The organism is Dongia sp. P2_B8, from assembly GCF_056404715.1.
The window spans coordinates 507,473-521,114 of record NZ_JBFUDM010000002.1 but is presented as its reverse complement, the minus strand read 5'-3'; the positions used below and the strand labels follow the sequence as shown (position 1 = coordinate 521,114).

The 13,642-nt window shown below is 62.1% G+C and carries 16 protein-coding genes; 9 read left to right on the top strand and 7 right to left on the bottom strand.

What is annotated here, in order from left to right:
• The first annotated feature begins 8 nt into the window (after nt 1-8).
• From AC1DWZ_RS07305 to AC1DWZ_RS07265, 9 genes are all read left to right on the top strand, one after another.
• Nucleotides 9-692 carry a glutathione S-transferase family protein gene (locus AC1DWZ_RS07305; protein ID WP_477168212.1) on the top strand — a complete coding sequence of 228 codons (684 nt, stop codon included), beginning with the start codon at nt 9-11 and terminating at the stop codon, nt 690-692.
• Nucleotides 693-715: 23 nt separating this feature from the next.
• Entirely contained in the window at nt 716-2,464 is a 1,749-nt protein-coding gene (locus AC1DWZ_RS07300; protein ID WP_477168211.1) for an ArnT family glycosyltransferase, read from the top strand.
• A gap of 19 nt (nt 2,465-2,483) precedes the next feature.
• The gene (locus AC1DWZ_RS07295) at nt 2,484-3,344 is read left to right on the top strand and encodes a class I SAM-dependent methyltransferase (protein ID WP_477168210.1); all 861 of its coding nucleotides are present in this window, start codon (nt 2,484-2,486) and stop codon (nt 3,342-3,344) included.
• 141 nt (nt 3,345-3,485) lie between these two features.
• Nucleotides 3,486-3,854, top strand: a complete 369-nt coding sequence (locus AC1DWZ_RS07290; protein ID WP_477168209.1) for a hypothetical protein — start codon at nt 3,486-3,488, stop codon at nt 3,852-3,854.
• Nucleotides 3,855-4,023: 169 nt separating this feature from the next.
• The gene (locus tag AC1DWZ_RS07285) at nt 4,024-4,404 is read left to right on the top strand and encodes a hypothetical protein (protein WP_477168208.1); all 381 of its coding nucleotides are present in this window, start codon (nt 4,024-4,026) and stop codon (nt 4,402-4,404) included.
• 241 nt (nt 4,405-4,645) lie between these two features.
• Nucleotides 4,646-5,023 carry a PilZ domain-containing protein gene (locus tag AC1DWZ_RS07280; protein WP_477168207.1) on the top strand — a complete coding sequence of 126 codons (378 nt, stop codon included), beginning with the start codon at nt 4,646-4,648 and terminating at the stop codon, nt 5,021-5,023.
• 38 nt (nt 5,024-5,061) lie between these two features.
• Complete coding sequence (locus AC1DWZ_RS07275; RefSeq protein ID WP_477168206.1) at nt 5,062-5,775, top strand: DUF599 domain-containing protein; 714 nt, start codon at nt 5,062-5,064, stop codon at nt 5,773-5,775.
• Nucleotides 5,776-5,792: 17 nt separating this feature from the next.
• Nucleotides 5,793-6,512 carry a DUF599 domain-containing protein gene (locus AC1DWZ_RS07270; protein WP_477168205.1) on the top strand — a complete coding sequence of 240 codons (720 nt, stop codon included), beginning with the start codon at nt 5,793-5,795 and terminating at the stop codon, nt 6,510-6,512.
• Nucleotide 6,513: 1 nt separating this feature from the next.
• A complete protein-coding gene (locus tag AC1DWZ_RS07265) occupies nt 6,514-7,155 on the top strand; it encodes a glutathione S-transferase family protein (protein WP_477168204.1) in 642 nt (213 codons plus the stop codon).
• 87 nt (nt 7,156-7,242) lie between these two features.
• Here the strand turns inward: AC1DWZ_RS07265 and AC1DWZ_RS07260 are convergent, their stop codons facing one another.
• The 7 genes from AC1DWZ_RS07260 to AC1DWZ_RS07230 form a co-directional block, all read right to left on the bottom strand.
• Nucleotides 7,243-8,058, bottom strand: a complete 816-nt coding sequence (locus tag AC1DWZ_RS07260) for a ferritin-like domain-containing protein (protein WP_477168203.1) — start codon at nt 8,056-8,058, stop codon at nt 7,243-7,245.
• Nucleotides 8,059-8,177: 119 nt separating this feature from the next.
• Nucleotides 8,178-8,594 (bottom strand): F0F1 ATP synthase subunit epsilon, encoded by a 417-nt coding sequence (locus AC1DWZ_RS07255; RefSeq protein WP_477168202.1) that lies wholly within the window; start codon nt 8,592-8,594, stop codon nt 8,178-8,180.
• 32 nt (nt 8,595-8,626) lie between these two features.
• Complete coding sequence (locus tag AC1DWZ_RS07250; RefSeq protein ID WP_477168201.1) at nt 8,627-9,085, bottom strand: NUDIX hydrolase; 459 nt, start codon at nt 9,083-9,085, stop codon at nt 8,627-8,629.
• Between the two features lie 21 nt (nt 9,086-9,106).
• Nucleotides 9,107-10,528 (bottom strand): F0F1 ATP synthase subunit beta, encoded by a 1,422-nt coding sequence (gene atpD, locus AC1DWZ_RS07245; protein WP_477168200.1) that lies wholly within the window; start codon nt 10,526-10,528, stop codon nt 9,107-9,109.
• A 35-nt stretch (nt 10,529-10,563) separates the two neighbouring features.
• The gene (locus tag AC1DWZ_RS07240) at nt 10,564-11,454 is read right to left on the bottom strand and encodes a F0F1 ATP synthase subunit gamma (protein WP_477168199.1); all 891 of its coding nucleotides are present in this window, start codon (nt 11,452-11,454) and stop codon (nt 10,564-10,566) included.
• 33 nt (nt 11,455-11,487) lie between these two features.
• Nucleotides 11,488-13,017 (bottom strand): F0F1 ATP synthase subunit alpha, encoded by a 1,530-nt coding sequence (atpA, locus tag AC1DWZ_RS07235; protein WP_477168198.1) that lies wholly within the window; start codon nt 13,015-13,017, stop codon nt 11,488-11,490.
• Entirely contained in the window at nt 13,017-13,580 is a 564-nt protein-coding gene (locus tag AC1DWZ_RS07230; RefSeq protein ID WP_477168197.1) for a F0F1 ATP synthase subunit delta, read from the bottom strand. The genes atpA and AC1DWZ_RS07230 overlap by 1 nt, the downstream gene beginning before the upstream one ends.
• Nucleotides 13,581-13,642 lie beyond the last annotated feature (62 nt).

Here is a 13,642-nt window from a genome sequence, read left to right as displayed (position 1 = left end):
TGCGACTCATGACGACGGAACTGACACTGATCATCGGCAGCAAGAATTACTCGTCCTGGTCGCTGCGGCCCTATCTGGCGCTGAAGGCTGCCGGCCTGCCTTTTCGTGAAGTGATGATTCCGTTGCGCACCGACGACACCTATCGCCATATCCGGCTCTATTCGCCATCGGGGACGGTGCCGGTGCTGCTCCATGGCGGCATCAAGGTGTGGGAGAGCCTCGCCATCTGCGAATATCTGGCGGAACTGGCGCCGGGTGCCCGCCTGTGGCCGTCGGATTCCGAGGCCCGTGCCTTTGGCCGCTCCATCGCCCACGAGATGCATGCAGGCTTTGCAGCGCTCCGCCAGAACATGCCGATGGACATCGCCCGCGACCGCGCGCGTGAATCCCGCGCGCATCTGGTGGCAGGTGAAATCGCCCGCATCTGCAGCATCTGGAACGAGGCGCGCGAGCGTTTCGGCATGCGGGCCGCCAATGGAGCCGGCCCGTTCCTGCTGGGCGGTTTCAGCATTGCCGATGCGATGTTCGCACCTGTGGCAACCCGCTTCCGCACCTATGGCGTGGCGCTTGACGATGTTGCCAAGGACTATTGCAACGCCATCTTTGCATTGCCGGGTTTCAAGGAATGGGAAGCCGCCGCCTTGACGGAGACGGCGGTGTTCCAGTTCGACGTGTTTCAAAAGGCCGATTAGGCGCCGAGGGTATCGCACGACAGATGAGCAACGCCGTTCCGGATATCGATCTTGCCACAGCGGGCGCCGACGACCAGACGGAACCGGGGCCGGTCTTCCTGCGCTGGTGCCTGCTCTCGCCGTTCCTGCTGTGGCTGATCATTGTGGTGGGCGCACTCCTCGGCCGGCCGCCGACCGCGCCGGTCGAAATGGAGACGCTCGCCTCCGCCTGGCACATGTGGCAGGACCATGGCTGGATCCCGTTGCGTAGTGGTGCCGGGATCGGCGACCTGCCGCCCCTGCATTTGTGGACCATCCTGCTGGGCTGGCAGCTCTTCGGCATCGGCGACATGTGGCCACGCGTTCTGTCCGTGCTGTGCAGCCTGGCCACATTGGTGCTGGTCGGGCGCAGCGCCCTGTCGCTGTGGCCGCACCGGCAGCTGACCGAACTTTATGCCCGCATCCTGCTGATGGGTGTCATTGCCTTTGCCCTCATCACCACCATGGTGCAGGCGGAGCCCCTGGGTGTCGTCCTCACGGCCTTGGGCTTTCATGCCCTGACGCGGCTCTGGCATAGCGGGATCAGGCATCTCAGTGCGCTCTTCTGGTGGGCGGTCTTTGCCGCGGCCGTGGCGTTGCTGCTGTTTGCCATCGGCAATGCCACCTGGGTGATGCTGCCGCTGGTTGCCTGGGCAGCACCCCGGCAGCGCAGCGCAAATCATCCGCCGGCGGCAGGATCGGCCCGGGTGACACTGCAATTCGTCCCCGCCTGGCATCTGCCCTTGATCCTGTCGCTGCTGCCGGCCGCGATCCTGTGGATCAGCTGGATCCTGCGGCTGCAGGAAGCCGGCGTGGCGGCGAGCTTCCTCAAATTCGGCAATGGCTGGTTCTACGCCGCCACGGAAGCCAGCCGGCGCGAACTATGGTCGCTGTTCCTGGTGCCGGTGCTGCTTTATCCCTGGATCTGCTGGAAGACGCTGTGGCGCGCGCTCGGCCGGCAATGGCGTGGCCGCGCCGGGCGCAGTTTCCGCCTGTGCCTGCTGTTCCTGGTGGCGACAATCCTGGGCGGGTTGGTTGGCGGCTGGCAGATGCAGGGCATGGTCTATTCGATCCTGCCGCTTTCCCTGCTGGGCGCGCGCCTGCTGGCGACGCAGGAAATCCGCGCCAAGGATTTCCATGCCATCGTGCCAGCGCTCCTTGCCTTGCTGCTCGGTCTGTTCTTCTTCCTGATGAACATCGTGCCGACGGCGCATCTTGATGCGTTGTGGCGGCAGTTCTTCGAGGTCCCGCTGCCGATCTGGATCGGCGGTATCGGCATGACCTCGGGCCTCGTGCTGCTGGTCGCTGGCTATGGCATCGCGCAGCTCTCGCCCACGCATCTGCTGTCGCGCACCATCCAGGTAGCGACCCTGCCGGTGGTACTGATGACCTGCATCAACATCGAGTTCCCCTTCAACCTGCGGCAGTTCTTCGATCTGGAACCGGTGGCGGAACGGATGCGCCAATTGGAGGAAGCCGGCCAGCCATTGGCGGTCTATGGCCCCTATCGCGGTGAGTTTGATTTTTATGGCCGCCTGGTCGCGGCGCCCCTGGCTTTGCCCGACAAGGCGGCGGCACTTGCCTGGGCCAAGGCCAATCCGGCCGGGGTGATCGTCAGCTATTTCGATGGCAGCCCGTTGCGCCTGCCGGCCCTGCCCTATTACCGCGGCGTCGCCCGCGACCGCTGGGTCGCGATCTGGCCGACCAGCGCCGTCACCGCCACCAAGGGCGCCGCCCTCGACACCAGTTTCTAGATCTTGTGGAGAAATCATCATGCGTGATGAGCAACCCGCAGCGGCAGAGAGCACGGCGGTGCGGGTCGCCTTATGGCGGGCCATGCATGTTGCGGTCGATCCACCGCCGCATGTGCTGGAAGACGAGATCGGCCTGCAACTGGTTGCCCCGGAAGATGGCTGGCGCGGCCGCCCTGACATGGAGCCGCGGTTTACCAGCCCTTTCCGCGCATCCATCATCGCCCGTGCCCGTTTCATCGAGGACCTGCTCGTGGAGCAGGTCGGCCACGGCATCTCTCAATACGTCATCCTCGGCGCCGGCCTCGATACCTTCGCCCAGCGCCGGCCGGAGATCGCTTCGCGCCTCCATGTGTTCGAGGTCGACCGGCCTGGCCCTCAGGCCTGGAAGCGACAGCGCCTGATCGACCTCGGCTTCGGTATCCCGGCATGGCTGCGGCTGGTGCCGGTTGATTTCGAAGCGGGCGATTCCTGGTGGCAACGGCTGACGGCGGCAGGCTTCGATGCCGGCCGGCCGGCGGTCGTGGCTTCGACCGGCGTCAGCATGTACCTCACTAAGGACGCGATCATGGCCACGCTGCGTCACGTGGCGACCCTTGCCCCGGGATCGACCTTTGCCATGACATTCATGCTGCCGCTGGAGCTCGCGGACCCCGAGATACGCCCCGGCCTTCAGCTGGCGGAGAAGGGTGCACGCGCCAGCGGGACACCGTTCATCAGCTTCTTCACGCCGGCGGAGATGCTGGCGCTGGCTGACAAGGCCGGCTTCAGAGACGTCCACCATGTGTCGGCCGCCGCGCTTGCCCAACGCTACTTCGCCGACAGGACGGATGGCCTGCGGCCGCCCAACAATGCGGAAGAACTGCTGGTAGCGACGACCTGAAGACATTTTCGGCAGCAAGGGCTGGAAAGAGGCGCTTAACCATATCTTTGCCAATTTCCGCTTTGCTCTTTGCGTTCGCCTGCGGACTGCTTCCCATGTCACCTTCACGATGATCTTTCCCAGGACCATTGGGCCAAATAGATGCCGTTCTTTACGCTGGGTTTCCGGAAGGTCGGCAAGGTGGAGCTGCGGCGCGACAAGCGCTTCTTTGAGCCCACATTCACCGTGGAGGTTGGCGACTACCGCTACGACACCGTGAACTGGTCGCTGGCCGGTCTATTGCTGCGCAATTATGAGGGGCGCTTTTTCAGCAACATGCTGGTGATGGTCCATATCAGCATGAAAAGCACACGGGACCAGCAGGTACAGAAAGTCCTGTCCGTCGAAACGCGGGTGGTGCGCAACGACCATCAGAAGCGGCTTCTGGCCTTGAAGTTCGTCAAGCTGACCCCGGCCATCATCCAATTTTTCGAGCGCAGCTATATCGCTTATAACCGCCGAATCCGCTGAGGATTGGGCCAGCCGCACCGCAGTGCGGCCATTATGCCGGCCGGCAAATTCTCGAAAAATACCGTTCAATTAAATCTTCGGTGCCCTGGCGGTTTGCTCTTGCCAAATCAGCGACTAGGAACTAGGTCTTAGATGCACCCAGGATGTATCCTTTAGAAGATTTGTTTTAATGGCGACCTACACGATGGGTTTCAAGAAAGTCGGCACGGCCGAACACCGGCGCGACAAGCGCCTGCGCGTTCCGGTCTTTGCCGTCCGCATGGGCGACCAGCGCTTCGATACAGTGAATTGGTCCCTGGGCGGGCTGTTGCTCGGCAATTACGAGGGGTATTTGGACCGCGACATGCTGGTGCGGGTCCATGTCAGGGTAAAGCAGGCCGTGCCGGAATCGGCACAAATGGATGAGGAATTGCCGATCGACGCCAAAGTCGTGCGGCACGACCGGAACAATCGCCAATTGGCGCTGAAGTTCACCGAACTGACCCCGGCCATTCTCGGCTTCTTCGAACGCAGCTTCAGCTTCCATAGCCGGCGAGGGCGCCAGGGTTAGGTAAAAGCCAGGGTTAGGCGAAAAGAGAGACGTAGCGGGATAACAAGAAGGGGGCGCCGGGCAATGGGGCGATGTAGCCCGGCAATCGTCCAGATGGGAATCTCCAACTCAAGCACCGGGCAATCTCGCGCCCGGTCTTTTTTTGCCTGCACGAATGCCTGTCCCTGGCATCGCCCAATCGGCTGGTACAGGATTCTTTGCATCTGTTACACTTGAAGCCAGTTATGGCGGGAGAGTGTGAATGACCAGTTTTACCATGGGTTTCACCAAGGTCCGGGGACCGGAACACCGGCGCGACAAGCGCATGCCGCTGCCGATCTTCACGGTCAAGGTGGGTGGGCAGGTCTGCGACACCCTCAACTGGTCCCTGGGCGGCCTTCTCATTGAGAATTACGACGGCCAGCTGCTGGTCGAAATGCCGGTGGTGATCGACATCAAGATCAAGGACGAGCACGCCGAATTCGCCATGAAGATCCAGGCCAAGGTGGTGCGCAACGACCGCGAGAACCGGCGGCTCGCCGTCAAATACGACCAGCTCAGCCCCGCCATCTATGATTTCTTCGAGCGCGGTTTCAACAAGCGCTTCCATGGGCATGGCCGCGAACGTTCGCCCGCCTGACGTCTTTTGGCTGACTTCTATTGACGACCTTCATGCCGATGAGCTGGTCTGATTGGAGCTGGGGCGACATACTGGCTTTTGTCTGGATGCTGGTCTTGTGGTTTGCCTATGGCCGCTTTGCCGACAAGCTGCCGGCCGACGATGTGGCCCCCACCAACCTCAACCAGATGATGCATCATCTGCGGCGCGCCTGGATGCGCCGCATGCTCGACCGGCCGGAGCGCATCATTGATTCAGCGCTCACCGGGCATCAGGTCAGTTCCACGACCTTCTTCGCATCGACCTCGATGCTGATCATCGCCGGCCTGCTGGGCGTTCTTGGCAAGGCTGGCGACGCCCACGCCGTCATCCAATCCTTTGGCTTTGCGGTGATATCGTCGGAACTGCTGTTCGAGCTCAAGATCCTCGGCCTCATCTGCCTGTTCATGGTGGGCTTCTACAAATTCACCTGGGCGCTGCGGCAATTCAACTTCGCCTGCACGCTGATCGGTGCCGCACCCCTGCCGCCGGTGGCGCCGGCCGCGCGTGATCGCTTTGCCGATCATGCGGCCAGAGTGATGTCGCTGGCCGTCACCAGTTTCAACGGCGGCATCCGCTCTTACTATTTCGCCATGGCCTGGCTGTGCTGGTTCATTCATCCCCTGGCCTTCGCAGCGGCCACCGGAATCGTTGTCCTGGTGCTGTGGAAGCGCCAGGTCAAGAGCCGCAGCCAGGCGAGTGTTGCCCATTATTACGACGCCACGGAGCGTTGAGGGACCCGGAACGCGCTATGAGCCTTGTTGAACTGATCGGCCTCGGCCTTTTCATCCTCGCCTTCTTCGGCTATGCGCGCATCGCCGATCTCGCCGGCCGTGGCAAGAACGTGAATTCCCTGATGCATGAAGTGCGCCGCGTCTGGATGCAGCGGTTGATGGAGCGGCCGGACCGCATCGTCGATGCCTCGCTCACCGGCCATACCGTGAATTCGATGTCGTTCTTCAGCTCGGCCACCATCCTGGTGGTGGCTGGTCTTCTTGGCGTGCTGGGCCAGGCGGAAGAGGCCCAGAAGGTGCTATCCGGCTGGGTATTCGTCGCCCATAGCAGCGCCACCTTGTTCCAGCTGAAGATCATCGGCCTGGTCGCGATCTTCGTCTATGGCTTCTTCCGCTTCACCTGGGCGCTCCGGCAGTACAATTACTGCTGCACGCTCATCGGCGCCGCACCGCTTGCCAAGAATGATTATCCGCACCGCATCGAGCTCGCCGACCAGATGGCGCGGGTCTATACCAGTGCATTGACCAGCTTTGGCGGCGGCATCCGCTGCTATTACTTTGCCCTGGCCTGGCTTGCCTGGCTGATCGATCCCTGGGCCTTCATCGCTGCCACCATTGGCGTCATTCTGGTGCTGCTGCGCCGCCAGGTGACTTCGCACAGCGCCCGCGCCATCCAGCGCTATGTCGAGCTCAACCCGCCGGAAGGTCCGCCCTCGCCGGGGCCGCGCGAGAACTAGCGTGCAGCCGCAGCTGCATGGTGCCGGCTACAGCGTCTATGTGCGTATCGCGCGGCTGGCATTGCTGGAAAAGGGTGTCACCTTCAGCCACCATGAGGTCGATATTTTTGCACCGGACGGCCCGCCGGCCGACTATCTGCGCCTGCATCCTTTCGGGCGTATCCCGGCCTTCGTTCACGATGACTTCGCACTTTATGAAACCAGTGCCATCACGCGCTATGTCGATGAGGCCTTTGCCGGGCCAGCTTTGCAGCCAAAGGACGTCAAAGCCCGCGCGCGGATGAACCAGATCATCGGGATCGCCGACAATTATCTCTACCGGCCATTGGTCTGGGGCGTTTACGTGGCACGCGACGAGGCTGCAAAGGGCAATACGGCGCTCGATCAGCCTGTCTTCGAGGGTGCCATCGCCAAGTCGCGGCAAGCTTTCGCGGCACTGGCCGACCTTTGCGGCGAGGGGCCATGGTTGCTGGGCGACGCCCTGTCACTTGCCGACCTCCATCTCGCACCGATGATCGCCTATGGCTGTGTCACGGATGAAGGCCGCGCCTTGCTGCGGGAGCAGCCGGGTCTTCACGCCTGGTGGGACCGCATGAACACGCGCGCGAGCATGCTGGCGACGGGGTTTGCGGCGGAGGGCTAAGCACATTGCCGCCCCAAAATACCGTCATCCTCGGGTCAAGCCCGAGGATGACGACAAGAATACCCAGTGAGGGAAATCTAAATGCCCTTACGCCCCGATAGCGTCGAGCCGGGCCACGCGGTGGCGCATGAAGCGGAAGGCAAGGCTGGCCAACAGCTTGGCCAGCCAGCCTTGCGGATTGAGGCCGGCGGCTTTCATGACCATGGCAATGCCGCGCTGGATATGCGGCGGCCGGTAATAGGCATAGGCGCGGCGGGCATAGGCGCTGGAGAAGCGCTTGCGCTCATAAGGCTCGGCCGCGTGGTTGGCCGCGTAATAGGCATAGGCCAGCTCGTCATCTTCGGATTCGGTGATGCGCGAAAGCGCCACCTTGACCCGGCCCCAGGCACCAAGGCCCTCAAAGCCCAGATAGCGCTGCAGATGCGTATAAAAGAGCTTGTAGTGCCGCAGCTCGTCGGCAGCGATCTTGCGGCAGACCGCCTGCAGGACCGGCTCGGCACAGGCTTCGGCAAGGGCCGTATAGTAGGATGATGTGCCGGTCTCGACGATGCAGCGCGCGACCAGTTCACCCGACCGGCTGCCGCGCACCGAGGCATTGACGTCGAGCGTGATCTTGTAGCCGTCGGTAAAGCGCTTGAAGCTGGCATCGAAGTCGAAGCTGGGATCGGCGAGTTTCGCCCAGCGTGCGAGTGCCGCGCCATGCTGCACTTCCTCCAGCGCCCAGGCGCTGGCGACGGTGCGGAACCCGTCATCATCGTGAAACACATTGTTGAGATAAGTGGCGTAGTCGCCGCCGTTATATTCAACGAGCGCAGCCGCCTTCACGAGCTTGACCAACTCGGGATCGACTTTGCTTGGGTCGAATTGATCCCAGGGAATTTGCTCGAGGGTCCAGTGCGCCATGTTGGGCCGATGCTCCCGTCTATCGGACTTCGCCCAGAAGCTTGTTAATCCGGAGCTTATCAATCCGGAACTTACGCGTCAGGCGGTTGAAATCAATCACCGCCATCGCCTTCGGTCGCTTAGTAGACGCTGACAGCCAAAGCATGGATCCGGGCTTCTGCGATCTCGAAGATCGCCACGGCCGCCGCACGTTCAATGTCGTTCTTGGCATCCTGCACATCTTCACGCGCATCGGCCAGGGCCTGCTCGGCCTTGGCCCGGTCGATCTCGTCGACCTTCTGCGCGCGCTCGGCCAGCACGGTGCAGCTGCTGCCGTTCACTTCGGCAAAGCCGCCTTCCACAAAGATGCGGTCGGCAACACGGAAGCTGTCATCCAGAATGCTGATGACGCCGGGGCGCACGGTCGAGACCAGGTTGCTATGACCGGCGAGCACGCCGAAATCACCCTCAGTGCCCGGGATGATCACTTCGCTGACATTGGCCGAGAACATCAGCCGTTCCGGCGAGACGAGCTCAAAATGCACCTGATCCGCCATGACTCAACCTTCTTCGTTATAGACCGCAGCTTCTAAAGACCGTGGCGCGCCGCCCAATCGCGGATGCTGCGCCGATAGCCTTCCGGCATCTGGAGCGTTGCGATCTCGTGGACCGGAAAACGCCCCAACGCCTTGTGTTCTTGACTGAGCTGCAACGTCGCTTGCGCGATGGGTCGCACCCCATAGGTAACGATGAGGACTTCGCGGCTGGGCAAGACCGGATAGCGCCAGCAATCGAGGAGCGTCTCGACCGTTACCTCGATCCCCAACTCTTCCGTGATTTCGCGGGCGAGGCAGGAACCTGGTTCTTCACCGGCTTCGAGCCGGCCACCTGGAAGCTCCCATTCATCGCGCTCGTTCTGCAACAGAACGACTTCCCGCGCGATAAAGAGAACCCCTTTGACCGAAACCGGCCAGACCGGAGATCCGGCCGGCGGCTTCGCTTGCTGAACACCAGCTACTTCAATAGGGGAGCCGGTTGCTTGTTCCACAACAGGCTCCCCTTAACCTTGTTACGCCGCTTCGGCCATCTTGCGGGCCTTGGCAACCGCTTCCTCGATCGTGCCGACCATGTAGAAGGCCGATTCGGGGAGATCGTCATAAAGACCTTCGACGATGCCCTTGAAGCCCTTGATGGTGTCTTCGAGCTTCACGAGCACGCCCGGCGTGCCGGTGAACACTTCGGCGACGTGGAAGGGCTGGCTGAGGAAGCGCTGGATCTTGCGGGCGCGGGCCACGGTGAGCTTGTCCTCTTCGGACAGTTCGTCCATGCCCAGGATGGCGATGATGTCCTGCAGCGCCTTATAACCTTGCAGCACTTCCTGGACGCGGCGCGCGGTGTTGTAATGCTCTTCGCCGATGACGCGCGGGTCGAGCATGCGCGAGGTCGAATCCAAGGGATCGACCGCCGGGAAGATGCCAAGCTCGGCGATCTGGCGGGAAAGCACCGTGGTCGCGTCCAAATGGGCGAACGAGGTGGCCGGCGCCGGATCGGTCAAATCGTCGGCGGGCACGTAGATGGCCTGCACCGAGGTGATCGAACCCTTCTTGGTCGAGGTGATGCGTTCCTGCAGCGCACCCATGTCGGTGGCCAGCGTCGGCTGATAACCCACGGCCGACGGGATACGGCCGAGCAGCGCCGACACTTCCGAACCCGCCTGGGTAAAGCGGAAGATGTTGTCGACGAAGAACAGCACGTCCTGGCCTTCGGCATCGCGGAAATATTCGGCGACGGTGAGGCCGGAGAGGGCGACGCGGGCGCGGGCTCCCGGGGGCTCGTTCATCTGGCCGTAGACAAGGGCGCATTTGGACCCCGGACCGTCGAGCTTAATGACGCCCGATTCGATCATCTCGTGATAGAGGTCGTTGCCTTCGCGGGTACGCTCGCCAACGCCGGCGAACACGGAGTAGCCGCCGTGCGCCTTTGCGACGTTGTTGATGAGTTCCATGATGGTGACCGTCTTGCCGAYGCCCGCACCACCGAACAGACCGATCTTGCCGCCCTTGGCGTAGGGCGCCAGGAGGTCGATGACCTTGATGCCCGTGATGAGGATCTGAGCTTCGGTCGACTGCTCGGAGAAGGCCGGCGCCGCGCGATGGATCGGCAGGGTCAGCTTGTGGCCGATCGGGCCGCGCTCGTCGATCGGATCACCGATCACGTTGATGATGCGGCCGAGGGTCTCGGGACCGACCGGCATCGAGATCGGCTGGCCGGTATCGACGGCTTCCGCGCCGCGCACGAGACCATCGGTCGAGTCCATGGCGATGGCGCGCACGGTGCTTTCACCGAGATGCTGAGCGACTTCGAGAACCAGCAGCTTGCCCTGGTTCTGCACATGCAGCGCGTTCAAGATCGAGGGCAGCTCGCCATCGAAATGCACGTCAACGACGGCACCCGTGACCTGCGTGATCTTGCCGACGATGTTCTTCGACATAATGGTTGCTCCTTACAACGATCTCGAATTCCGGATCAGACGGCTTCAGCGCCGGAGATGATTTCGATCAGCTCCTTGGTGATGTTGGCCTGTCGTGTCCGGTTGTAATTGATGGTCAGCTTGTTGATCATTTCGCCCGCGTTGCGGGTCGCATTGTCCATGGCGGTCATGCGCGCACCATGCTCGGAGGCGGCATTCTCCAGCAGCGCACGATAGACCTGCATGCTCATGTTGCGCGGCAGCAGGTCGGCCAGGATCGATTCCTCGTCCGGCTCATACTCATAGAGCTGGGCCTCGGTGTTCTTGGCGGCGGTATTCTCGTTGGCCGAGGCCAGCGCGAACGGGATGAGCTGCTGCGGCGTCACGATCTGTGCAATCGCCGATTTGAACTTGTTGTAGACGATGGTGCAGACGTCGAACTCGCCCGCCTCGAACATATGGCGGATCTGCACGGCGATCTTGGCAGCAGCGTCGAAGGTGAGACGCGGCTTGCCCACATCCTCGATCGAGCCCACGATCTGCGGTGCGAATTCGCGCCGCAGCTGCTCCTTGGCCTTGCGGCCGACAGTGAGGATTTTCACTGTCTTGCCGGCAGCCTTCAGGTCACGCGCCATCTTGCGTGCCTGACGCACGATCGACGAGTTGAAGGCACCGCACAGGCCGCGATCGGATGTCATGACGACCAGGAGATGCACCTGATCGGAGCCGGTCCCGGCAAGCAGCAGCGGGGCGTTGTCCTTGCCAGCCATGCTGGCGGCCAATGAGCCCAGCACCCGCTCCATGCGTTCCGCATAGGGACGGGCGGCAATCGCCTGTTCCTGGGCACGACGCAGTTTCGCCGCCGACACCATCTTCATCGCAGAAGTGATCTTCTGCGTGTTCTTGGTGCTGTTGATGCGGATCTTTAGATCCTTAAGGTTCGGCATTGCTGCCCCTTCTCAAGCGCCCGGGTGAACGGTTTAAGCGAAAGCCTTCGTGAACGCGGCGAGGACCTCATGCAACTTGGCCTCGGTCGCCTTCGAAATCTCGCGCTCGGACCGGATCGCAGCCAGAATGTCCGAATGCTTTGCCTTGATCTCGCCAAGCACGCCCGATTCAAAGCGATTGATCGCACTCACCGCGATACCATCGAGGTAACCGCGCACACCGGCGAAGATCGAGACGACTTGCTCTTCGACCGGCATCGGCTGGTACTGACCCTGCTTCAAGAGTTCCGTCAGGCGCGCGCCGCGGGCGAGCAGCTTCTGGGTCGAGGCGTCGAGGTCGGATGCGAACTGGGCGAAGGCCGCCATTTCGCGGTACTGCGCCAGTTCCAGCTTGATCGAGCCGGCAACCTGCTTCATCGCCTTGATCTGGGCGGCGGAGCCGACGCGGCTCACCGACAGACCGACGTTGATGGCGGGACGGATGCCCTTATAGAACAGGCCCGTTTCCAGGAAGATCTGGCCGTCGGTGATCGAAATCACGTTGGTCGGAATATAGGCCGAGACGTCACCCGCCTGGGTTTCGATGACCGGCAGGGCGGTCAGCGAACCGGCGCCGAACTTGTCGTTCAGCTTCGCGGCGCGCTCGAGCAAGCGGCTGTGCAGATAGAAGACGTCGCCCGGATAGGCTTCACGTCCCGGCGGACGGCGCAGCAGCAGCGACATCTGGCGGTAGGCGACGGCCTGCTTCGAGAGATCGTCATAGAAGATGACGGCATGCATGCCGTTGTCGCGGAAGAATTCGCCCATGGCGCAGCCGGTATAGGGCGCCAGGAACTGCAGCGGCGCCGGTTCCGACGCGGTCGCGGCGACGACAATCGAATATTCGAGCGCGCCATTGTCTTCCAGCGTCTTCACGATCTGGGCGACGGTCGAACGCTTCTGGCCGATCGCGACGTAGACGCAATAGAGCTTCTTCGATTCGTCCGCACCGGCGTTGATCGCCTTCTGGTTCAGAATCGTGTCGATGATGACGGCGGTCTTGCCGGTCTGGCGATCGCCGATGATCAGCTCGCGCTGGCCACGTCCGATCGGCACCAGGCTGTCGATGGCCTTCAGGCCCGTCTGCATCGGTTCGTGCACCGACTTCCTCGGGATGATGCCGGGCGCCTTCACTTCGACGCGGGTACGCTTCACGTCGACGAGCGGACCCTTGCCGTCGATCGGGTTGCCGAGGCCGTCGACCACGCGGCCGAGCAGGCCCTTGCCAACCGGCACGTCGACGATGGCGCCGGTGCGCTTGACGGTGTCGCCTTCCTTAATGTCGCGATCGTCGCCGAAAATGACGATACCGACATTGTCGGTTTCAAGGTTGAGCGCCATGCCGCGGATACCGCCCGGGAACTCAACCATTTCGCCGGCCTGGACATTGTCCAACCCATGCACGCGGGCAACACCGTCGCCCACGCTGAGGACCTGCCCCACTTCGGTGACATCGGCCTCGTTGCCGAAATTTTCGATCTGCTGCTTGAGAATGGCAGAGATTTCGGCGGCACGGATTTCCATTATCCAACCCCTTTCATGGCGAGCTGCAGTTTTTGCAGCTTGGTTCGAATAGACGAATCGATCATGCGGCTGCCCACTTTGACGACCAGGCCGCCGATAAGGTCAGGATCAACCTTGACCTCCATCGTCACCTTGGCGCCATGGGCCCGCTTGATGGTTTCAGCGAGAGCGCTCTGCTGTTCAGGCGAAAGCGCACGGGCCGACCAGACCAGCGCGGTCATTTCACCGCGACGGTCAGCCAGCATTTTCTTGAAGGCCTGGATCATCGCCGGCAGCGCAAAAAGGCGCCGATTCTGAGCGAGGAGGCCGAGGAATTTTGCGATGAGCGGACCAAACTGCGCTGCCTGGACGATGCCGGCGACGGCCTTGGCCTGTTCGGTGCGCGTGAGAATCGGGGAATTGATGAGGCGCCGGAAGTCGGCCGACTCGTCGATCATCTTGGCGATGGCGGCAAGGTCCGCCACCACGGCGTCGAGCTGATGCTTGTCGTCCGCGAGCTCGAACAGGGCGCCCGCGTAACGCAGCGCTAGACTACCTGTTGCTGTCGCATTCTGGGCTGCCACGATCTCGCCCCCATCCCTGGTCTTAAATATTGATTTTGCGGAGAATTCCCGAACGGCAGCAA